The sequence below is a fragment of the Chryseobacterium culicis genome (genome assembly GCF_002979755.1).
Classification (GTDB): Bacteria; Bacteroidota; Bacteroidia; order Flavobacteriales; family Weeksellaceae; genus Chryseobacterium; species Chryseobacterium culicis_A.
Genome location: NZ_PCPP01000005.1, coordinates 162,453 through 184,460 on the forward strand (window position 1 = coordinate 162,453; position 22,008 = coordinate 184,460).

17 protein-coding genes and 1 riboswitch are annotated in these 22,008 nt (G+C 35.3%); of the genes, 14 read left to right on the plus strand and 3 right to left on the minus strand.

Going from position 1 to position 22,008, the window contains the following annotated elements; translation table 11 throughout:
- Positions 1-87: 87 nt before the first annotated feature.
- The gene (locus CQ022_RS20475; RefSeq protein WP_105684138.1) at positions 88-2,211 is read right to left on the minus strand and encodes an outer membrane beta-barrel family protein; all 2,124 of its coding nucleotides are present in this window, start codon (positions 2,209-2,211) and stop codon (positions 88-90) included.
- A gap of 189 nt (positions 2,212-2,400) precedes the next feature.
- On the opposite strand from CQ022_RS20475, the gene CQ022_RS20480 reads away from it, so the two are divergent.
- Together CQ022_RS20480 and CQ022_RS20485 are read left to right on the plus strand one after the other, a co-directional pair.
- Positions 2,401-3,420, plus strand: coding sequence for a sensor histidine kinase (locus CQ022_RS20480; protein WP_105684139.1), 1,020 nt, complete (start codon positions 2,401-2,403; stop codon positions 3,418-3,420).
- Positions 3,413-4,090, plus strand: coding sequence for a LytR/AlgR family response regulator transcription factor (locus CQ022_RS20485; RefSeq protein ID WP_105684140.1), 678 nt, complete (start codon positions 3,413-3,415; stop codon positions 4,088-4,090). The genes CQ022_RS20480 and CQ022_RS20485 overlap by 8 nt, the downstream gene beginning before the upstream one ends.
- A gap of 50 nt (positions 4,091-4,140) precedes the next feature.
- Here the strand turns inward: CQ022_RS20485 and CQ022_RS20490 are convergent, their stop codons facing one another.
- On the minus strand, positions 4,141-6,408 hold the full coding sequence (locus tag CQ022_RS20490; RefSeq protein ID WP_105684141.1) for an aconitate hydratase: 2,268 nt from the start codon (positions 6,406-6,408) through the stop codon (positions 4,141-4,143).
- Positions 6,409-6,728: 320 nt separating this feature from the next.
- Positions 6,729-9,512, minus strand: coding sequence for a bifunctional aconitate hydratase 2/2-methylisocitrate dehydratase (locus CQ022_RS20495; RefSeq protein ID WP_105684142.1), 2,784 nt, complete (start codon positions 9,510-9,512; stop codon positions 6,729-6,731).
- A 287-nt stretch (positions 9,513-9,799) separates the two neighbouring features.
- Here CQ022_RS20495 and CQ022_RS20500 point away from each other — a divergent pair, with 287 nt between their 5' ends.
- The 12 genes from CQ022_RS20500 (at position 9,800) to CQ022_RS20550 (ending at position 21,941) form a co-directional block, all read left to right on the plus strand.
- Positions 9,800-10,570, plus strand: a complete 771-nt coding sequence (locus CQ022_RS20500) for a WG repeat-containing protein (protein WP_228421818.1) — start codon at positions 9,800-9,802, stop codon at positions 10,568-10,570.
- A gap of 205 nt (positions 10,571-10,775) precedes the next feature.
- A riboswitch (TPP riboswitch) is annotated at positions 10,776-10,865 on the plus strand.
- Between the two features lie 60 nt (positions 10,866-10,925).
- On the plus strand, positions 10,926-13,043 hold the full coding sequence (locus tag CQ022_RS20505; RefSeq protein WP_105684144.1) for a TonB-dependent receptor: 2,118 nt from the start codon (positions 10,926-10,928) through the stop codon (positions 13,041-13,043).
- Between the two features lie 232 nt (positions 13,044-13,275).
- Positions 13,276-14,028, plus strand: coding sequence for a hypothetical protein (locus CQ022_RS20510; RefSeq protein WP_105684145.1), 753 nt, complete (start codon positions 13,276-13,278; stop codon positions 14,026-14,028).
- Complete coding sequence (locus CQ022_RS20515) at positions 14,016-14,558, plus strand: acyl-CoA thioesterase (RefSeq protein ID WP_047381641.1); 543 nt, start codon at positions 14,016-14,018, stop codon at positions 14,556-14,558. The genes CQ022_RS20510 and CQ022_RS20515 overlap by 13 nt, the downstream gene beginning before the upstream one ends.
- Before the next feature lie 87 nt (positions 14,559-14,645).
- Positions 14,646-15,032 (plus strand): GxxExxY protein, encoded by a 387-nt coding sequence (locus tag CQ022_RS20520; RefSeq protein WP_105684221.1) that lies wholly within the window; start codon positions 14,646-14,648, stop codon positions 15,030-15,032.
- 45 nt (positions 15,033-15,077) lie between these two features.
- Positions 15,078-16,007 (plus strand): 2-hydroxyacid dehydrogenase, encoded by a 930-nt coding sequence (locus CQ022_RS20525; protein ID WP_105684146.1) that lies wholly within the window; start codon positions 15,078-15,080, stop codon positions 16,005-16,007.
- Positions 16,008-16,316: 309 nt separating this feature from the next.
- A complete protein-coding gene (locus tag CQ022_RS23065; RefSeq protein WP_165791704.1) occupies positions 16,317-16,490 on the plus strand; it encodes a hypothetical protein in 174 nt (57 codons plus the stop codon).
- Positions 16,491-16,514: 24 nt separating this feature from the next.
- Complete coding sequence (locus tag CQ022_RS20530) at positions 16,515-17,387, plus strand: hypothetical protein (RefSeq protein WP_105684147.1); 873 nt, start codon at positions 16,515-16,517, stop codon at positions 17,385-17,387.
- On the plus strand, positions 17,368-18,210 hold the full coding sequence (locus CQ022_RS20535) for a GLPGLI family protein (RefSeq protein WP_105684148.1): 843 nt from the start codon (positions 17,368-17,370) through the stop codon (positions 18,208-18,210). Before CQ022_RS20530 ends, CQ022_RS20535 begins: the two co-directional genes overlap by 20 nt.
- 201 nt (positions 18,211-18,411) lie before the next feature.
- The gene (locus CQ022_RS20540; RefSeq protein WP_105684149.1) at positions 18,412-19,674 is read left to right on the plus strand and encodes a serine hydrolase domain-containing protein; all 1,263 of its coding nucleotides are present in this window, start codon (positions 18,412-18,414) and stop codon (positions 19,672-19,674) included.
- Positions 19,675-19,699: 25 nt separating this feature from the next.
- Positions 19,700-21,478 (plus strand): Ig-like domain-containing protein, encoded by a 1,779-nt coding sequence (locus CQ022_RS20545; protein ID WP_105684150.1) that lies wholly within the window; start codon positions 19,700-19,702, stop codon positions 21,476-21,478.
- 4 nt (positions 21,479-21,482) lie between these two features.
- Entirely contained in the window at positions 21,483-21,941 is a 459-nt protein-coding gene (locus tag CQ022_RS20550) for a heme-binding domain-containing protein (RefSeq protein WP_105684151.1), read from the plus strand.
- Positions 21,942-22,008: the final 67 nt, after the last annotated feature.

Below are 22,008 nucleotides of genomic sequence, written 5' to 3' on the forward strand. Positions count from 1 at the left end.
AAATAAAAAAACAGAGTTATAGGCTCTGTTTTTTTATATATGTTGATGGTCTCTCAGGAAAAATTCCCTGAGTTTAGTTTTTTGCATTTATTGTGCTCGCTCTTTTTCTTCAAAATTGATAGCTCTTTTATTCGATTTTACTTTTTGATTCCCAAAATTGTAGGTGATGCTGAGTGTCATTCTTCGTGCATCCCAATAGTTGTTGAATGATTGTGTATTATCTGTAAAATACAGATCAGCTTTAAATCCGGATTGTTTAAAAATATCACTCACTGAAAGATTAACCTGCAGGGCTTTTTCCACAAAACTCATTTTTACTCCCGCATCAAAACTTGCTCTGCCTTTGATGGAAGCGGAGCCGTCTCTCGAGGGAAGATTGTGCCAATAATTGACAAATAGCATGAAGGTCTTAGCCTTGTTCAGCTGGAATGTATTGTTGAGAGAATAATAAAATGACTGACCATTTTTAGGAACCAGATTGAATCTTGTAATCTGTGTTTCATTATAACTGAGCGAGGTTGAAATATTACTTTCCCAGATTTTGAAAAAAGTATCCGTATAATTGAAATTGATCCCGTAAATATTCTGGTTGTAATAGTTTTCATAGGTACTGATAAGATCAATGCCGTTCAGGAAGGAAATCTGGTCAAAATTATTCTTTGTTCTCTGATAATAAAGATGGGCTGAGAATTTATTTTTAAAAATATAATTGAATTCAATATTATGATTAAAAGAAGGTTGCAGACTTGGGTTTCCGGCATAATACGTAGTAGGGTTAGAATACCATCGGAATGGATCTAAAGCCCGGAAATAAGGACGGTTGATTCTTCGGGAATAGTTAATACTGAATTGGTTATCCTGACTGGCTTTATAGGAAACATAAGCGGTCGGGAAAAATTTTCCGTAATTATTCTCGGATTTAGACAGGGTAATAGGGGAGAATCCATTGGTTTGTGAATATTCATAACGTAATCCTGCTTTCACTGACCATTTTTCACCAAGATCTTTACCGGCACTGACATAAGCGGCATAATTTTTTTCATTATAATCAAAAAGATTGCTCTTTGCGGGATCTATGATATAATTTCCATGGGTGAAATTGAAATATCCGATGTCAGAATTATTAGAAAACTGACTGTATTTAGCGCCGGTTTCTAATTGGATTTTTTTTAAATTTAAAGTCAGATCAGCCTGTCCTAAATAGATTTTATAGTCCACACCAGAAAGATTTCTTACCGTCTGCATTGAATTATCAGCAATATTTCTTGTGGTAAAATTGACCTCCGTATCGGGAAGGTTTCCATAATAATTGGCACCAAAACTTAGCTTATGTTCTCCCATTTTCTGGTCAAAATAAAGATTAAGCATTTGGGTTGTAAAAGCAGAACGGTGCTTTGAATCTGTATCCGTTTGCAAAGTAGGAGTATTGTTGGTAAAATAGTTTTGCGTTGCGTGGATATCCATATTAGAATGTCCTTTTGTAATATCATATACCAATCCAATATTGGAATTTTTAGAAAGTGAATAATCAAAGTTGGCATTCAGGCCGAGTCCGTCATTCATATCCCTTCTCTCATTTCTGCTGATAGAAGAACTTTGCCCCGTAATTTTATAATTTTCTACCGATTTTTTGTCACCGTCATATCCCATCAGCTTTACGGAAGCTTTAATCTTTTCATTCTGATAATTTATTCCTGCTACCGTACTGAATGCAGCATATGTTTTTTGAGTGTAATTAGTAATCAGGTAGCCGTTCCATCCAAGATTCTGATTCTTTTTAAGGACAATATTAATGATTCCGCTATTTCCCTGTGCTTCATACTTGGCAGGGGGAGTCGTGATCACTTCAATTTTCAGGATGTTTTCAGAACGAAGGTTTCGAAGATAGTTGATCAGTTCAGAGCCGGAAAGATTAAGCATCCGGTCGTTGACCATCACAGAAACTCCATTTTTTCCTGCAATGGAAAGAAGTCCTTTGCTCTCATCTACCTGTAATAAAGGAGTGCCAGCCAACACCTCTGTTCCGGAACTTCCTTGTGAAAGCATAGAATTCTGAACATTATAAACAAGGCGATCTACTTTACGCTCTACCAGAACTTTCTTACCATTTACTGTTACTGCCTCAATTTTGTTAACGTTGGCAGTGTCTTTTGTTTGTGCTGTAGCAAAAGAACAAGCAAGGGTGACTATAAATAAAATGTGTTTTTTCATATGATAAATGATGGATTAAATGACGATTGTGTTACATTTCTCTGGCAAAAGTATTGGAGGAGCCTTTGAAATGAAATAGCATTTAGATGAAGGGCATGATTATGCTTATCAAAAAAGTTTCATCGGGAAAAAACAGGTTTTTATCGAAAAGGGTTAACGAATTATCCTGATAGAGATTTATCTTTGAGTATGAATAAAAAGCAAATTATCTGGCTGCAAATTATTTATTGGGGATTCAATTTTTTTGGAACCGTTATTACGCCTAATTTTTTTATACCGGAGAGCAATCGTCGTGAAGTACATATTTTGAGAATTACCTTCTTTATTGTAAAAATTGCTACCTTCTATATTTCCTATCTGTTTATATTTCCAAAGGTTTTTAAACTTGAGAAACTGTATTCAGCGGTTTTCGTTTTTATTCTGACCCTTTTGTGTTTTGCCAGCATGAGATATGCTTTGGAGGAAATGATCCTCCCTTCTACTCTTGGCTTCCGGAATTATGATGAAAGAACAGGCCTTCTCTATTATTTTTTCGATAATATTTACAATAGCTCTCTGACTACTTTTATAGCTGGGATTTTATGGATACTGGAGAAATATGGTGTTGCTGAAAATGACAAAAAACAGCTGCTGATTGAAAAGAAACAGGCAGAGCTTCAGGCATTAAAAACTCAGATCAATCCTCATTTTATTTTTAATTCATTAAATAATATCTACTCTCTTGTCTATCAGAAATCAGACAAAGCACTTCCTGCAATAGAAGAACTTGGACAATTGTTAAGATACAGTACAAAGGATCTTGAAAAAGATTCAATTCCTTTGGATAAGGAAATTGGATATATTGATAGCCTGATTGCCCTGGAAAAACTTAGAATCAGAAGACCTGAGCTGTTGCTCATAGAAAAAAATATTCAGTATCCCCACCTTAAGATCTCGCCAATGCTGTTGGTTCCTTTTGTTGAAAATGCTTTTAAACATGGAGATTTCCGTGATAAAGGTTTTGAAATGAAAATCTCAGATCATGATAAAGTGCTGCATTTTTATCTTTTCAATTTTAAAACACAGAAAATGAAAGATACTGTTTCCGGAATAGGAATTCAGAATGTGAAAAAAAGACTTGAAATATTGTATCCCAAACATCAGCTGGAGATCAGAGATTCGGAAACAGAGTTTATTGTAGACTTAAAAATTGATTTACGCGATGAATAAGATAAAATGCATTATTGTTGATGACGAGCCACTGGCAATCTCTCTTCTTGAGCATTATGTAGAAAAACTCCCTTTTCTTGAGCTTGTGTTTTCTACAGAGAACCCGATTTTGGCTTTGGAGTATCTTCAGAAAAACGATTCAGATCTTATCTTTTTAGATATTCAGATGCCGGAGCTTACGGGAATCAATTTTATGAAGATTGTAGGACCTGGTCAAAAATATATTTTAACAACGGCTTATTCAGAATATGCCTTGGAAGGATATGAACATAATGTTGTGGATTACCTGCTGAAACCTATTTCATTTGAAAGATTTCAAAAAAGTGCATTAAAGGTACAGGAACGATTTTCTTTTCCTCAGGAGGAAAATACATATTTCTTTGTGAAATCCTCAGGACAAAGACATCGTATTGGTTTTAATGAGATTTTGTACGTTGAAAGTATCAAAGACTATGTCAATATCCGGACGGAAAATGAGGAGTTTATTGTGCTGGATACTCTTAAATCAATGGAAATTCAGCTTTCTGAGAGGTTTGTACGTGTTCATAAGTCTTTTATTGTTAATTTGGATAAAATTAAAAGTATTGGTGCTAAAAAAGTGAACTTTCCCGAGTACGAAATTCCTATTGGAGAAAGCTATAGAGCCAATCTTCTGGAAAGGCTGAAATAAAAAAGACGACTTCTATTGAAGCCGCCTTTATATTAATCTAACAATTAATCTTATTTTTCCTGTTGTTTGATCAGGTTCAGAGCAGAACCCGCCTTAAACCACTCAATTTGTTGATCGTTGTACGTATGGTTAGCCATGACGATATCTTTAGTTCCGTCAGCATGAACGAATTCTAAAGTCAATTGTTTTCCTGGAGCAAACTGATCAAGATCTAAAAAGTTAACCGTGTCATCTTCCAGAATTTTGTCATAGTCAGCTTCATTAGCGAAAGTGATTCCCAGCATTCCTTGTTTTTTAAGGTTGGTTTCGTGGATTCTTGCAAATGATTTTACCAATACGGCTTTCACACCAAGGTGTCTAGGCTCCATAGCAGCGTGCTCTCTTGAAGAACCTTCTCCATAGTTCTGGTCTCCCACAACGATTGTTGGAACGCCTGCCGCCTTGTAAGCTCTTTGTACAGCCGGAACTTCACCGTATTCACCGGTTAATTCGTTTTTAACCTTATTGGTTTCCATGTTGTAAGCATTTACAGCTCCAATCAACATGTTGTTTGAAATATTATCTAAGTGACCTCTGTATTTCAACCATGGTCCAGCCATAGAAATGTGGTCGGTAGTACATTTTCCGAAAGCTTTGATCAATACCTTAGCTCCTTCAATATTTTTACCATCCCAAGCTGGGAATTCTTCTAATAACTGCAGTCTGTCTGAAGTAGGGCTTACGTTAACAACAACGCTGGAACCGTCTTGCGAAGGAGCCTGGTATCCGTTGTCGTCTACAGCAAAACCTTTTTCAGGAAGCTCAAAACCTTTAGGCTCGTCAAGTTTTACCTGTTCACCTGCTTCGTTAGTTAAAGTATCAGTAATTGGGTTGAAATCTAATCTCCCTGAGATTGCCACAGCAGCTACCATTTCAGGAGAAGCTACAAATGCGTGGGTATTTGGGTTACCATCTGCTCTTTTGGCGAAGTTTCTGTTGAAAGAGTGAATAATAGAGTTTTTCTCTCCTTTTTCCGCCCCTTCTCTGTCCCATTGTCCGATACATGGTCCACAAGCATTGGTAAAGATTCTTGCGTTTTCAAATTTTCTGAAAGAATCTAAGAAACCATCTCTTTCCGCTGTGAATTTCACCTGTTCAGAACCAGGGTTGATCCCTAAAATAGCTTTAGGTTTTACTCCTTTTGATACCGCATCTTCTACAATGGAAGCCGCTCTTGATAAATCTTCATAAGAAGAGTTGGTACAAGAACCGATAAGTGCCCACTCAACTTCTAAAGGCCATCCGTTAGCCTCAGCTTTAGCTCTGAATTCAGCAACTGGAGTCGCCAAGTCCGGAGTGAAAGGTCCGTTTAAGTGTGGAGTCAGTTCAGAAAGGTTAATTTCTATTAATTGGTCGAAATATTGTTCTGGGTTTGCATATACTTCAGCATCACCTGTTAAATGTTCAGCAATTTTATCGGCAGCATCTACCACATCCTGTCTTCCGGTAGCGGCAAGATATCTTCTCATAGAATCATCGTATCCGAAAGTAGACGTTGTAGCTCCGATTTCTGCACCCATGTTACAGATAGTACCTTTACCTGTTGCAGAAAGTGATTCTGCCCCTTCACCGAAATATTCTACGATACATCCTGTACCTCCTTTTACCGTAAGAATTCCGGCTACTTTTAAGATCACATCTTTTGCTGAAGTCCATCCATTCATTTTACCGGTTAATTTTACCCCGATAAGTTTAGGCATTTTAAGTTCCCAGGCCATTCCTGCCATTACGTCTACAGCATCAGCTCCTCCTACACCAATGGCTACCATTCCAAGTCCTCCTGCATTTACTGTGTGAGAGTCTGTACCGATCATCATTCCGCCAGGGAAAGCATAATTTTCCAGTACTACCTGGTGAATGATCCCTGCTCCCGGTTTCCAAAACCCGATTCCGTATTTATCACATACAGAACTCAGGAAGTTGAATACCTCAGAGTTTTTGTTGATACCTTCCTGTAAATCTTTATCAGCACCTACTTTTGCCTGGATCAGGTGATCCGCATGAGCCGTAGAAGGAACCGCTACTTTAGCTTTTCCTGCCTGCATAAACTGTAAAAGTGCCATCTGAGCTGTTGCATCCTGCATCGCTACTCTGTCTGGCGCAAAGTCTACATAAGAGTTTCCTCTTTCATATTCTTGTGTAGCATTTCCTTCCCAAAGATGGGTGTAAAGAATTTTTTCTGAAAGGGTAAGAGGTTTTCCCACGATTTGTCTTGCTGCTGCAATTCTTTCTGGGTAACGCTCGTACACTTTTTTGATCATATCAATATCAAAAGTCATATCGTATTTTAATTTTGTTCTTTTTCCGTTAATGCTTCTTTTTCTCTGGTGTTTGAAAAAGAAAAATCACTTTTAATGCATCAAAAAACGTTCCTATAATCTATAAACAGGGGTAATTTTGATTCCAAAATCAATAGATTTTATAACTTTCAATTTAAGAAAAAATAGAATTTATTTTCCGGATTTTATCGAAAAAAAAACGTAACTATCTTAAAATAGAAACGTTCTAAACAAAAAATTGGAAGATTTTAAATCCTAAAGGACCAAAATCTTCCAATGATATAGTTTTAAATAAGTCTTTCGACGTATTTATTAATCTCTTAGTGAGCGCTTGTACTTGTCAATTCTTTAATAGAAGGAACAAAAGTAGTAAGGTCAATACCCTCAACAGCAGCTTTGTACTCATCAATGCTAGGAATTCTTCCGATAATAGCAGAAAGAACCACAACCGGAGTTGAAGCAAGCAGAGATTCTCCTTTTTTACGTTCAGAATCTTCAACTACTCTTCCCTGGAAAAGACGGGTAGAAGTCGCTAAAACAGTGTCTCCTTTTGCTGCTTTTTCCTGGTTACCCATACAAAGGTTACATCCAGGACGCTCAAGGTACATTACGTTTTTGTATTCGACACGAGCTTCTCCTTTTGGAGCATTATCATCAAATTCAAAAGCAGAATATTTTTCTAATAATTCCCAGTCTCCTTCTGCCTTTAATTCATCAATGATGTTATAAGTAGGAGCAGCGACTACAAGAGGAGCACTAAATTCTACCTTTCCTTGTTGTTTTTCAATGTTTCTAAGCATCTGAGAAACGATCTTAAGGTCTCCTTTGTGAACCATACAAGATCCTACGAATCCAAGATCTACTTTTTTCTCGCCTCCATAATAAGAAAGATCTCTGATGGTATCGTGAGTATATCTCTTAGATACATCATCATTGTTTACATCCGGGTCAGCAATCATTGGTTCAACAATTACATCAAGATCTACCACTACTTCTGCATAATATTTAGCGTTGGAATCCGGAGTCAAAGCAGGTTTTTCTCCTGATCTGATTTCTTCAATTCTCTTATTCGCTTTATCAATTAATCCCTGAAGAACTTTGTTGTGGTTATCCATACCCTTGTCAATCATGATCTGGATTCTTCCTTTTGCAATTTCCAGTGATTCGATCAAAGTATTATCTTCAGAAATGTTGATAGAAGCTTTTGCTTTCATTTCAGCAGTCCAGTCTGTAAAGGTAAATGCCTGGTCAGCAGGAAGCGTTCCGATGTGAACCTCAATGATTCTACCCTGGAATACGTTTTCTCCTCCAAACTGCTTCAACATCTGAGCCTGCGTTGCATGAACCACATCACGGAAATCCATGTGTTCTTTCATGTTTCCTTTGAATGTTACTTTCACAGATTCCGGAATTGGCATAGAAGCTTCTCCAGTAGCTAATGCAAGGGCAACAGTTCCTGAGTCAGCACCGAAAGCCACCCCTTTAGACATTCTTGTATGAGAGTCACCACCAATGATGATAGCCCACTCATCTACAGTGATATCATTCAGTACTTTGTGGATTACGTCAGTCATTGCGTGGTATTCACCTTTTGGATCACGGGCTGTAATCAGACCGAACTCGTTCATGAATCTCATTAGCTTCGGAATATTAGCCTGAGCTTTTTTATCCCAAACAGAAGCGGTGTGACATCCTGACTGGTAAGCACCGTCAACGATTGGCGAAATCACAGTTGCTGCCATGGATTCAAGCTCTTGAGAAGTCATAAGACCTGTCGTATCCTGAGATCCAACGATATTTACCTGTACACGAACGTCTGAACCAGCGTGTAAAACTTTTCCTGGAGTAGTTCCAACAGCATTTCTGTTGAATATTTTTTCTACAGCGGTAAGTCCTTGTCCTTCATGAGAAATTTCTTTTGACGGAGCAAAAACAGCAGGAGCTTCAACTCCTAAAAGCTGAGCTGCAAATGTCTGTAGTTTTTTACCAAATACAATCGCGTAAGATCCACCCGCTTTGATGAATTCCATCTTTTGCGGAGTGAAAGATTTGGTAAGGTCGATCAATTCTTTATCGCCGTTATATAATTTCTTTTCTTTTGTATTAATCGTTAAAACGGTTCCTGTAGCTACTGAATATGCTTCTTCAAGAACAATGTCACCATTTTCGTTACGAATTGGGTTTCCGTTTTCATCAACTTTCTTTACCCAGTTTTTAAGGTCAACACCAATACCTCCGGTAACATCTACTGTTGTAAGGAAGATTGGAGAAATACCATTTGTTCCTCCTACAATTGGAGCGATATTTACGAATGGTACATATGGGCTCGCCTGTTTTCCTGTCCAAAGAGCAACGTTATTTACTCCGGACATTCTTGATGAACCTACACCCATTGTTCCTTTTTCAGCGATAAGCATAACGCTTGCCTCAGGATGTTGAGCCTGTAAAGCTTTAATCTCTTCCTGAGCCTGAGGAGTAATCATACATTTACCATGAAGTTCACGGTCTGATCTTGAGTGAGCCTGATTACCCGGAGAAAGCAAATCTGTAGAGATATCTCCTTCACCTGCAATAAATGTTACTACTTTAATTTCTTCAGCAACTTCGGGAAGTTTTGTGAAAAATTCAGCTTTTGCGTAGCTTTCAAGAATTTCTTTTGCAATTTCGTTACCGCTATTGAATGCTTCCTTCAGACGGGTAGTGTCTGCTTCGTAAAGGAAAACCTGTGTTTTAAGAACATTAGCCGCTTCTTTAGCAATTGCTGCATCATTTCCTAAAGCAAGGTCTAACAACACTTCAATAGAAGGTCCACCTTTCATATGAGATAATAATTCAAAGGCAAATGCCGGAGAAATTTCTTCTACTACGGATTCACCTAGAATAATTTCTTTTAAAAATTTTGCTTTTACTCCCGCTGCACTTGTTGTTCCGGGTAGTGTGTTATAAATGAAAAATTGAAGAGAATCTGATCGGTCAGCATTACCTGAATCTTTAATTTGCGTAATAATTTCGCTTAGTAATTCAGCACCATCAATTGGCTTTGGATGAAGCCCCTGGGTTTTTCTTTCTTCAATCTCTTTGATGTAATCCTTATAAATACTCATAATAGAAGGTCTTTCAAAATTAAAGGTAGGCCTGCTTTTTCTTTATCGGTCTGTATAAATACAGTTAATGACATTTTGAGTTCTCGCATTTTGATGCAACATTAACCGAATAAAGTCAGCATAATCTACACTTTTCCAAAAGTTTTTTAAAATTATCAAACAATTCAAAATGTTCCCAAAATTACGAAATTTTACTATTTTATAAGAATGAAATTATTTAGATTCTTTATAAATATGAATTTTATAATATCTATTTTTGGTCGTATTTTTGTAAACAAATGGAGAATATGAAAAATATCCTGAATGTTTTATGTGTTTTTATTTCGATTTTCGTTTTCTCTCAGACTCAATCTGTGAAGAAAATTCCCACGAAGAAAGGATCGAAAACCGCGGTCAAAAAAGCTACTGCAGCCCATAAGCCTGCTGCTGATCTTGTTATGATCAATAAAGATCTTCCTCTTTTGATTCCTAAGAAGAAAGGGGATCAGTTCGGATATGTTAACCAGAATGGGAAATTTATTATTCAGCCGGAATATCATATTGCCGTATTTTTTTATGAAGACTGCAATCTTCTGAATTCACCTAATGAAAAGGCTAGAAAATTTGGAACAAAAGAGTATGCGACCGTAGAGAAAAATATGATTTCGTACCGTGTAGACCAATCGGGAAAGAGAGTATATCAGTTCAAAGAAGCAGATTTTGGAAAATGTAAATTCGAAGAATATAAACAACAGTTGTTCCAGGCTTACATCCTCAACGGTTTTTACGGAATTATTGAAAAATCAAAGTTTGTGAATGCAGCTGATTACAGACAATACCAAATCTATCCTCAATACCAGTATCTGTTTATTCTGGAGGGAGATGATGTAGCTAATCCTATGATTGTGGCTTCCAATAATGATAAATTTGGAGTTATTGATGTCAACAATAAAATTATCATTCCGTTTGAATACTCGAATATTAAAAGAAATTTCAGCTGGAAACTGGGAAAAATGTTTGAAGTGACAAAAGATGGCTCAAATTATTACTATATCGACTCCAACAACAAAACTTATTAGATAATTATAAATTATAAATGATGAATGATGAATGATGAATGATGAATGATGAATGATGAATGATTTATTTGATAACTCCTATTTTTCGTAGTATTTTTCCATTGCGTAACTCGCAACCTAACACCCCGTATCTTGCACCTCGTAAGCCGCTATCCCGCATCTCGAAACCCGAATCTCAATTCATATATTTTTTGTATTTTTGCCGTTGAAATAAAGGGGTGCTTTAACAGGCTGAGATTATACCCAACGAACCTGGAACAGGTAATGCTGTTTAGGGATGTGTCTTCATAAGACGCTGAATTGTATAATATCTTATCGATCCCCTTTTATTCATTAAATGTCAAAGATTTATAGAATGAAAGGATTATTTTTTTTAGGGCTTAGCGTAAGCTCTGTAGCTTTTATCCAGGCTCAGAATAAAGATTCTCTGAAGGTCAGGGAAATTGAAGCGGTCAACTTTACTAAAAGACTTCCGGTTGCAAAGGAAATCATCAATGTACAGAAAGATTTAGACGGGAAAAATTTGGGACAGGATCTTCCTATCCTTTTAAAAAATCAAACCTCTGTAATTTCCACCTCAGATGCAGGAAACGGAGTGGGATATACCGGTTTTAGAATTCGTGGAGTTTCAGGAAGTGCCATTAATGTAATGATGAATGGTGTTCCGTACAACGATTCTGAAAGCCAGGGAACATTTTTTGTCAACGTTCCGGATTTAACAAGTTCTGCCTCACAGATTGTCATTCAGAGAGGAGTGGGAACTTCCAATAATGGTGTTTCTGCTTTCGGAGCAAGTATTAATGTACTTTCCAAAGATCCGGAAGAGAAATTTTATTTTAAAACAGATGACAGTTACGGATCATTTAATACCTATAAATATTCAGCTGAAATAGGCTCCGGGAAATTCTGGAACAACCGTCTTTCTGTAATGGGAAGATATACTCATATTCACTCTGACGGATATATTGACAGAGCTTCATCCAATTTACACTCTTATAATTTTACCGCTTTATTTGAAGAGGGAAATACGAAGCTACGTTTAATGGCTTTCGGAGGTAAAGAGAAAACGTATCAGGCCTGGAATGGGATTGATCGTAAAACCTGGGAAACAGACCCGAAATTCAATGTTTCGGGAGCAATTTATGATGCCAATTGGGAGAATATTGTAAGTTTCTATGACAATGAAACCGATAATTACAGACAGAATCATTATCAGTTACTTTGGGAACAAAAATTCAGTGACCGATGGAATCTGGAAACAACTTTTCATTATACCAAAGGAAAAGGATATTACGAAAACTATAAGCAGGGAAATCTTTTTTCAAGATACAATCTGCCTAATATCATTGAAGGTGGACAAACCATAAAATACTCTGATTTTATCAGAAAAAAATGGCTGAATAATGATTTCTATGGTATGGTTTCTACCTTGTACGGAAAGTTTGAAAATCTGGATCTGAACTTTGGAGCTGTTGTGAATCAGTATTACGGAAGGCATTATGGAAATGTTACCGGTGTATTTTTCCCTCAGATTGATGAAAGTGAATACTACAGAAACCGCTCGGTAAAGAATGAAGTGTCTGGTTTTGCAAAAGCATTATTCAGAGTAGATAACTTTGAATTCTTTGGTGATTTACAACTAAGAAAAATCAATTACAATACCAAAATCCTGATGGCGGGTGACGGTGAAGGTGCGGATTTAAGCAAAAACTGGCTGTTTTTTAATCCAAAAGCTGGGGTGAACTACCGAATTGAAGGAGGGAAGGTATTCCTTTCTTATGCTCATGCTCACCGTGAACCGAACAGAGATGACCTGATGGCCAATAATGATGTGAAAGCTGAAAAACTTCATGATATTGAAGCTGGTTTTGAAAAACAGTTCGGAATCGTATCACTTACTGCGAATGTTTACTATATGTATTATGTGAATCAGTTGGTTTTAAACGGAGAATTGAATAACGTAGGAGCATTTATCAGAACAAACTCAGGAAAGAGCTACAGAAGAGGAGTTGAGGTAGGTGCTTTGGCAAAGCTATCCAAACAATGGGAAGTTTCCGGGAATGTAACCTTAAGCCAGAACAGGAATCAGGATTTTAATATTCAAAATGGAGATACTCCTAAAAGTCTTGGAAATACACAGATTTCATTTTCTCCGAACGTAATTGCTAATTTGAGCTTGAAATTTAATCCTACAAAAAATTTCCAGTTTGTATTAATGAACCAGTATGTGGGAAAACAATATCTTGATAATACCGAAGATGCAAACTTACAGCTTAAAGATTATTTTCTGACAGACTTCAATGCGCAGTATCAGTTTAAAATTGCCAATAATGAAATTGCTTTAAAACTGTTGGTGAATAACCTGTTCAACAAAAAATATGTGAACAATGGATCTGTATATGAAGGGCAGCCATACTATTTCTCTCAGGCAGGAACAAACTTTATGTTTGGGGTGAGTTGGAAGATTCAATAACAGTTGAAAAGGCAAAAAGGTTTCGAAAACAGATTTGTAGAATCATAAATTTGACCTTTTTATTTTTGATTGTTTTACCACTCTCATAACAATTGTTAAGCTTAAAAAAAGAAGTTTAAATAACCGTATTCCTATTTTAATACGGAATAATCAAAGGACTGTTTCGGCAGTCTTTTTTTATAAAGGTTAAATATCCTCAAAAGTCATGAAAAAGTTATAAATTTGCTGCCAAATGAATATTTCAGCATACATTTTAGAATATTTAAAACAATTTGGAACTGCCACGGTTCCAGGCTTTGGGGTGTTTTCACTGAAAAATTCTAAGGCAATTATCAATTCCGAAAACGGAAGCATCCTGCCTCCTGCCAGTCAGATTGAATTTACAATAGACTACGAAGTACAGGCTGAAGATCTTACTGCTTTTATTGCAGGACAGAAACAGATGTCCCTGGAAGCTTCAAGAAGTGATCTTAAGATCCAGACTGATTTTTGGAAGAAAAAACTTCAGGCCGAACAGGTTCTTGAAATTCAAAACCTTGGAACAGTTTTCATTGAAGAAGGGCATACCCATTTCAAAGGAAAAAGAATAGAATCCGGACGTCCTGATTTTTACGGACTGGAAGAGATCCGTTTTTCAGATATCAATAACGGGGAAAAGGTAAAAACTTTAGTGAACCGCGAAAAAGATTTTAAATTCAGAAAAACAATTCTCTGGGTTTTCCTTCTGATTATTCCGGTTCTAGGAATTTTATATCTGGCATTTACCCAGCAGGAACTTCTTTTTGGAAAAAAATCTTTCAAGAATGTTTCCGTACAGACTTCTACCCATCGAATTGTAAAAGATACAGTGAAGGTGATGGTACATACTCCGGAAGCACCCGTTTCAGATTCTTTGAAAAAAGATTCATTAGTAAAACCTGCCGGAAAAGCAAAACAATCTACCCCGGCCGCTCCAAACAACACTAAGAATAGATGGCAAAAATAAAAAAAGCGTCAGAATCTCTGACCATTATGACCAATATCGTTCTTCCGAACGAAACCAACTCTTTAAGAAACCTTTTTGGTGGTGAACTATTAGCAAAAATGGATCGTTGTGCGTCTATTTCTGCAGCAAGACACTGTGAAAGAAGAGTTGTAACAGCTTCTGTAAACCACGTATCTTTCAATCATCCGATTCCGGAAGGTGGAGTAGTGGTATTGGAATCTAAAGTTTCCAGAGCATTCTCTACTTCAATGGAAGTGTATGTGGATGTATGGTTGGATGATCCGATCAATCAGAAGAAAATTCACACCAATGCCGGTATTTATACCTTTGTTGCTGTAGATGAATTCAACCGCCCGATTCCTATCCCGGAAATGGTTCCGGAAACAGAAGAAGAGAAAGAAAGATTTGCTGCGGCTTTCCGTAGAAAAGAACTTTCATTGATTCTTTCAGGAAGAATGAAACCTCTGGAATCTGTAGAACTTAAAAAGTTATTCCAGGAACCACAGGAGTCTAAGAAAGACAAGAAATAACCTTCTTTAAAACACAAAAAACACAAATGTCTTACACAAATTTTCACAAATGGTTTGTGCCTGATCAAATGGAAAAAAATAATGAAAATGGATATTTCAGAAAATGATATATCAAAAATTGTTTATGAAGCTGGGTATATAGTTCATAAAACGTTGGGGCCAGGACTTTTGGAAAGTGCTTATGAAGAATGTTTATTTTATGAATTAAATAAATATAACCTTCTTGTAGAAAGACAAAAGCCCATGCCATTAGTTTATGATGATGTGAAAATGGATGTTGGCTATAGGCTTGACTTTTTGATTGAGAAAAAATTTGTGCTGGAAATAAAATCTATAGAATCATTACAAGATATTCATTTAGCACAAATACTTACATACCTTCGTTTAAGTAATTGTAAACTTGGAATGTTGATTAACTTTAATACGCTTCAATTTAAAAATGGAGTTAAGAGAGTGATTAACGGGATATTGTAATTTGTGTTATTCGTGAAATAAATTAGTGTCATTCGTGTTTAAATTATGAAAATACTTCTTTTAGATAAAAACCATCCTCTTATTACTGATCAGCTTTTGGCTCAGAATTTTGTATTGGAAGAGGATTTTACGTCGTCCTATGATGAGGTTTGTGATAAAATTGAGAATTACGACGGTATTATTATCAGAAGCCGTATTCCTTTAGACAAAAACTTTCTGGAAAAAGGTAAGAATCTGAAGTTTATTGCAAGAGTAGGAGCCGGAATGGAAAATATTGATATTCCTGTTGCCGAAAAACTGGGGATTCAATTAATCAATTCTCCGGAAGGAAACAGAGATTCTGTAGCAGAGCATGTAGTAGGAATGCTGCTTGTCATCATGAACAGACTTTTTATAGCTTCTCAGGAAGTGAAAAACGGGATCTGGAAACGTGAAGAAAACAGAGGGGATGAGCTGTTAGGAAAAACAGTCGGATTAATTGGGTATGGAAATATGGGGAAAGCTACGGCAAAAAGACTTTCCGGTTTTGGATGTAAAGTGATTTTCCATGATATACTTCCTGATCTTTCTGATGAATATGCAACACAGGTTTCACTGGAAGAACTGAAGCAGTCTGCAGAAGTTGTAAGCTTACATATTCCTTTAACTTCGGAAACTCATTATCTTATTGATGAAACTTTCATTGCAGAAATGAAAAATGATTTTTACTTTGTGAATACAGCAAGAGGAAAGAATGTAAAAACTAAATGTTTAGTAGAAGCGTTGAAAGCAGGAAAAGTAAAAGGTACTTGTCTGGATGTATTGGAGTATGAAAAGTCTTCTTTCGAGAATATTGAGGCCGAAAATGAAGATTTAAAATATCTTCTCGAATCTGAAAAAGCCATTGTAACGCCACACATTGCTGGCTGGACGTATCAGAGCAAAGAAAAACTGGCCCAGTTTATTGTAGATAAAATAGTAGCTTCACATTGTTAAGCTAAAGAAATATATAAAAGATAAAAAGCGAATTTACGAAAAGTGAACTCGCTTTTTTATTAACTATGAACACGTTTTTAATTGTTGTCGCTGTAGGGTTTTTTGTTGTATTTACAGTGGGAATTCGTAGTAAGAGAAAATTTAAATGTCCACTAGAATATGAATCATTTAAAATGGGAAAGACTGAGGATTAGTCTCTATGTATAAACTAAGAAGAAATCTACAAGTTTATTTATTATAATAAAATTCCCTAATGAGTGATTGAATAATTATATATATTTACAGTCCAATTCTAAAATATTTATTATAATGAACAATTTAAGACAAGTTTCAAAAGAGCAATTAAAAAAAGTTTTTGGAGGAACAGGCCCTCAGGTTAACTGTCATTGTAGCCCATCGGGATCAGGAAAACCTGCGATCGATATTATTGCTGATAATGCGGTTGATTGCTTTAATAAATGTGAGGAGTATAGAAATAATTAAAATTTTTCAATTTGCCCTTCACAAATGAAACAGTCATTTTTAGGTAAGAGGATATTCTGTATCCTCTTATTCAGTTCTTCAGTATTATCATCTCAAAAAATTACTATTATTAATAACAATACCGGATCGGTTACTATTAAAAATAATAAGACAGAAGTGATATTAAAAGACGGGAATAAAAAGGAATTCTCCGGTATAGTAAATAAAATTTCAATTAAAGGGACTCAAGATCTGGATAGATCTTTGACGATATATCTTGAACCTACCGAAAAATTAATATTAACTATAAAGAATAATACAATTGTTTATCAAGGAGATCAAGCCGCTATTAATGAATATCTCAATGAAAAATTAAATGTAGATACATATGGGAAAATGAAGGACTATTTACAGGCAAGTGAAAAAAAGAGTTTGAGCCCTTTAAAAATAAATTCCGAACTATTTCTTACAAACATTTTAAAGAAAGTAAATTTAAAATCTATAATTATTTCTTCAGAAGATACTAATTCTACGAAAAAAATAAAAACTCATATAAAGTATAACTGGCTTTATACCATTTTTTCTTCTGTTATTAGCTTAAAGGATAAAAATTTCAGTAAAGAAGTTATTAACTATTATTATCAGAAATATATTGAATCGGATACTGCAGAATTCAGCTGCAATGGAGCATTCCAATATAGCGTTATGGAAATATTAATAAAAAATAAAGATATAGTATCTGCTCAATTTCCGATGTATACTATTGTTGAACATTCTGATTCTGATAATATAAATCAGTATCTTCCAAAAACTTGTCAAAAATATTTTTTTTTCAATAAATACCGCTACTTTGAGCATATTAATGACCCTCAGAAAGATTATTATGAAAAAGTTCTAAATGAAAAATTTACCGATTAATTACTATACAATGCGAAAGTTTATATTTTATTTATATATTTTTTTATCATCATGTACTTATATAGCTGCGCAAAATTATCAGGTCACATATGAAGTACAATTTAAGCCAGTAAAGGAGAAAGATTCATTAGTAAAAGAATATATGGCTCTCAAAATAATTGCTAATCAAAGTATTTTTTATAACCTAAATAAAGAAAAAATTGATTCTCTAGTCAGTAAGTTGGATTATAAAGGAGTATCAGCAATTAAAAATTCTTTTTTAAGAATAAAAGTATTCAAAGACTTTTCAAAAGATTATTTTACTATAGGTGGTAATTTTAACCAATTCAATTATTGGTATAAAGAAAATAAGATTAATTTTTACGATTTAAAGAAGTATGGTAAATATAAGGGCTATATGGCCAATGAAGCATTCGCCGATTTTGGGAAAAGAGTATGGCACGTTTTATATACCAATGATATTCCAATCAATGATGGTCCTTATGTTTTTTCAGGATTACCCGGTTTAGTTATTAAAGCAGAGTCACTAGATGGAAATTATAGTTTTGAATTAATTGGAATTAAAAAATTAGAGAATCAGCCTGAAATGAAGGCTATCAAAGAAAACATAAGAAAAGAGAAACTAAAAAAGAATATTAATGACTTTATAAAAGATCCTGCGGCTCATAATATTAACTTTAAAAATGATTTGGGAGATAGTTTTAGTTATGAATTTAAAGGGATTAAAGACAATAATTATAATGCTACAAATGAATATTTAAATAAAATATTTAATCAATTCAATAACTATCCAGATAAGGACATTCCTATTATAACATTTTAGAAATTCTGTACTGTTTTATAAATTACCAGGATAAGGCACTATGATTGAGTTGGATTAGGTCAGAACAGGATTGAAGAATCTTAGAACAGTTCTTGTCCAAATTTCACTTTTTCTCTCATGAATGTTAAATAATTCATAATGTCCACCTCATGTTTATTATTTATTTTGAGTTTTATTAAATTGCCGCTCATTTTGAATCTCATGACGACGCGTAATTTTGTACTTATCTTAACTGTTTTCTTATCAATATTTTCTTGTAAAAAAAAGTCTGAAGCTAAAGGTGCTTCGGCTGAAAATACAACCAATCTTCCTAACTATGGAAACGTAGATCTGGGAGATGTCTTCACGAAAGGTGATGGACAGCTTCTAAACAGACAGACTACGGTAAGTTATATCGATCAGTATTACAAAAAGATATGGGAAGCAGGAGATCTTAGTGGCGGAATTCTTGTTGCCAAAGGTGATGAAATTCTATATGAGAACTACAGAGGTTTTGGAAGAGAAGGAAATCAGATGCCTATTGATAAAAATACACCTTTACATGTAGCGTCAGTTTCAAAGACCTTAACTGCAATGGCAATGATGAAGCTAATTGAAGCTGGTAAAATAAAACTTACAGATCATCTTACTCAGTTTTTTCCAGGATTTCCTTATCCTAATGTTACCGTTCAGACGTTATTAGATCAAAGAAGTGGTCTTCCGAAATACGAATACTTTATTACTAAAATACAGCCTGCACCGACTGAACTTTCCAAGCCATTCATTACCAATCAGGATGTATTGAATATGATTATCAAATACAAGCCTGATCTGGCAAGAGATACGGATACAGGGTTTATGTACTGTAATACCAACTTTGCTTTATTGGCTTTATTGGTTGAAAAAGTTACCAAAACTCCTTTCCCTCAAGCCATGAAAGAAATGGTTTTCACTCCGCTGAAAATGAATAATACATACATTTTCCAGGAGAAAGATATTCCTACCGCTTCACAGTCATTCTATTATGGAGGAAACAAACTGTATCCTTTAGACAGACTGGATCTTATTTACGGAGATAAAAATGTATACACTACCCCAAGAGATTTATACAATTTCTCAAAAGCAATGTTTTCAAAAAATTTCCTTAAACCGGAGCTGATGGAAATGGTATTTACTCCTTATAGCAATGAAAAAGCAGGAATGAATAACTATGGCTTAGGGTTCAGAATGAAAATATTTGATAACGGAGAAAAACTGACATATCATAACGGATGGTGGCATGGTACGAATTCCGTATTTGCCCACCTTTTAAAATCTAAAGTGACCATTGTAGCTATTGGAAACAAATATTCAAACAAAGTATATACAGCCCTTGCATTATCAGGCTTATTCGAAGATTTCCCTTTGCAGAAGGATAAGCTTCATACCGTGATGAATGACAATAAAGATACTTTGAATTCCGGACAGGAAGTTTTTGGAGAATAATGTTTACTTTTGCCTAAACATTTTCATGAAAAGGTTTCTTTTATTATTCGTTATCTGTTTTCTTGTTCATTCTTGTGCAAGAGTAGGATCTCCTGTTGGAGGGCCTAAAGATACCCTTGCACCAAAGTTTTTAAGCTCAAACATTGATACCACAAGAATTAATGTCAAAAGAGATATTCGCGAACTCCGTCTGGATTTTGATGAATATGTGACCTTAAAGGACATCAACAAAAATTTGATTATTTCACCTCCTATAAAAGGGATAACAAGGATTCTTCCTTCGAATATAGCCAATAAATTTGTACTGATCCAGTGGACGGATACTCTTCAGGCCAATACAACTTATAATTTCAATTTTGGAAATTCAATTGTTGATAATAATGAATCCAATATACTGAGGTATTTTAATTTTGCTTTTTCCACAGGAAATAAACTGGATGATCTTTATGTGAGCGGTGAAGTAAAGGATGCATTGGATATTAAAAAGAAAACCGGAACAACAACGGAGAATAAACTGGTGGTGGGATTGTATCAGGTAAAAGACACCATGGATTACAAGAAAAAGCCTTACTATATCACCAAGGTGGATGAAGACGGATATTATGAATTAAACTATCTGACCCCAGGGAAATATAAAATTATTGCTTTTGAAGATGAGAATGGAAATTCTATGTATGATCCGGGTAAAGAAAAAGTAGGATTCCAGAAAGATCCGATTAATGTTGAAAAATCTATTTCAGGATTAAATCTAAAAGTATATCCTTCCAAAAAGCCTGTGAAATATGTAGAAATGAAAGAAACTGCAGGAGGTGTTCTGATGACATTCGAGGGGAATCCTGAGGAAGTAAAAGTTCAATCATTGAATGAGAAATTGAAGGATGTGAAAATAACACACAATCCAAAATCTGATTCCGTTAGAATCTGGTTTGATGCAGTGAAAGATGACGTGGGGCAGACCGCCAATGAAAAGCTTATATTCACACATAATAAAGGTCCGAAAAAAGACAGTGCTTACAGCGTTTCCTTATTTTACAGATATAATAAGAAGAATGCTATGGATGTCTTCAGTGATAATGATGGAACTTCCATCGCTCCAAAAGCCGATTTAAAAATTGCTTCCAACTATATCGTCGATAAAATTGATCCTTCAAAATGGACACTGAAAATTAAAGGAGACAGCTTGACAACCTTGCCATTTACCGCAAAAATTTCAGAAACAAATCCTTATCAGATTCAGGTTCAGTCAGATTTTGTGATGGGAAAAAGCTATGAGCTTACCGTTCCTAAGGAAACGATATCCTCATTCTATACAAAAAATACACAATCTAAGCGTTTCGACTTTGATGTGGCTAAAGTAGACCAGTTTGGAAGTGTTGAATTCTCTATTTCGAATGCGCCAACTACCAATTATTGGATTCAGCTGGTAGATTCTTCAGACAAGATAGCCTATCAGAAATATATCAAAGGAGATCATATAAAATTTGATATCCTGAAACCTGGAGAATATATTGTAAGAATTCTGGTGGATAATAACGGCAATAAATATTGGGATGAAGCAGACTTTGCTAATGATGTTTTTGCTGAGGATGCTTATATTTTCTACAAAAAAGTAATTGTCAGAGGTCTATGGGAAACAAGGGAAGAATGGGATCTGAAAGATTCCAGAACACTTGATAATCCTAAAGGAACAACAGCTCCTGCACCAACTCCTGTCGTGGAAACACCACCAGCTGCAGCTGAAGTGAAACAGGAAGTTAAGAAAGAATTGAAATCCTCCAATGCTGTTCTAACTCCGGTAAAGTAAGCTGATGAAAATAGTTAAGAAAATAGTATTCTGGACATTGGTAGCATTTGCTCTGATTCAATTTTTTCCTATCGACAGAACCAATAAACCTGTTGATTCTGCTGTAAACTTTGTGGAGGCAAGGAAATCACCGGAAAAGATCAGAACACTGCTTAAAAATGCCTGTTATGACTGTCATTCCAATGAGACGGTTTATCCAAAGTATGCCTTTATTGCTCCCGTTTCATGGTCTGTAAAAAGCCATGTGAATGAAGGCAGGGAACATCTGAATTTTTCTACCTGGGGAAATTATAATAAGGATTTGAAGGAGAGTATGCTTACGAAATCTATTCAAACAATCCAGAACAGGACAATGCCAATGCCTGGTTATATTGTCTATCATCCAGAAGCCAATCTTTCAGAAGCAGAAAGAGCATTATTGATTCAGTACTTTGAAGAAATGCTTAAGGCTAAAACATATTAATTCAATCATAAAAAAAACTCTCGCAGATTTTACAGATCCAGCAGATAATTGTGTTTACAATCTGCTC

Bases quoted from the DNA above. Each gene is read 5' to 3' on its own strand.
- CQ022_RS20495 (WP_105684142.1), bottom strand. From the start codon at position 9,512: ATGAGTATTTATAAGGATTACATCAAAGAGATTGAAGAAAGAAAAACC.
- CQ022_RS20505 (WP_105684144.1), top strand. From the start codon at position 10,926: ATGAAAGGATTATTTTTTTTAGGGCTTAGCGTAAGCTCTGTAGCTTTT.
- CQ022_RS20545 (WP_105684150.1), top strand. From the start codon at position 19,700: ATGAAAAGGTTTCTTTTATTATTCGTTATCTGTTTTCTTGTTCATTCT.
- CQ022_RS20490 (WP_105684141.1), bottom strand. From the start codon at position 6,408: ATGACTTTTGATATTGATATGATCAAAAAAGTGTACGAGCGTTACCCA.
- CQ022_RS20485 (WP_105684140.1), top strand. From the start codon at position 3,413: ATGAATAAGATAAAATGCATTATTGTTGATGACGAGCCACTGGCAATC.
- CQ022_RS20535 (WP_105684148.1), top strand. From the start codon at position 17,368: ATGAAAAATTTACCGATTAATTACTATACAATGCGAAAGTTTATATTT.
- CQ022_RS20500 (WP_228421818.1), top strand. From the start codon at position 9,800: ATGAAAAATATCCTGAATGTTTTATGTGTTTTTATTTCGATTTTCGTT.
- CQ022_RS23065 (WP_165791704.1), top strand. From the start codon at position 16,317: ATGAACAATTTAAGACAAGTTTCAAAAGAGCAATTAAAAAAAGTTTTT.
- CQ022_RS20530 (WP_105684147.1), top strand. From the start codon at position 16,515: ATGAAACAGTCATTTTTAGGTAAGAGGATATTCTGTATCCTCTTATTC.
- CQ022_RS20475 (WP_105684138.1), bottom strand. From the start codon at position 2,211: ATGAAAAAACACATTTTATTTATAGTCACCCTTGCTTGTTCTTTTGCT.
- CQ022_RS20525 (WP_105684146.1), top strand. From the start codon at position 15,078: ATGAAAATACTTCTTTTAGATAAAAACCATCCTCTTATTACTGATCAG.
- CQ022_RS20515 (WP_047381641.1), top strand. From the start codon at position 14,016: ATGGCAAAAATAAAAAAAGCGTCAGAATCTCTGACCATTATGACCAAT.
- CQ022_RS20520 (WP_105684221.1), top strand. From the start codon at position 14,646: ATGGATATTTCAGAAAATGATATATCAAAAATTGTTTATGAAGCTGGG.
- CQ022_RS20480 (WP_105684139.1), top strand. From the start codon at position 2,401: ATGAATAAAAAGCAAATTATCTGGCTGCAAATTATTTATTGGGGATTC.
- CQ022_RS20540 (WP_105684149.1), top strand. From the start codon at position 18,412: ATGACGACGCGTAATTTTGTACTTATCTTAACTGTTTTCTTATCAATA.
- CQ022_RS20510 (WP_105684145.1), top strand. From the start codon at position 13,276: ATGAATATTTCAGCATACATTTTAGAATATTTAAAACAATTTGGAACT.
- CQ022_RS20550 (WP_105684151.1), top strand. From the start codon at position 21,483: ATGAAAATAGTTAAGAAAATAGTATTCTGGACATTGGTAGCATTTGCT.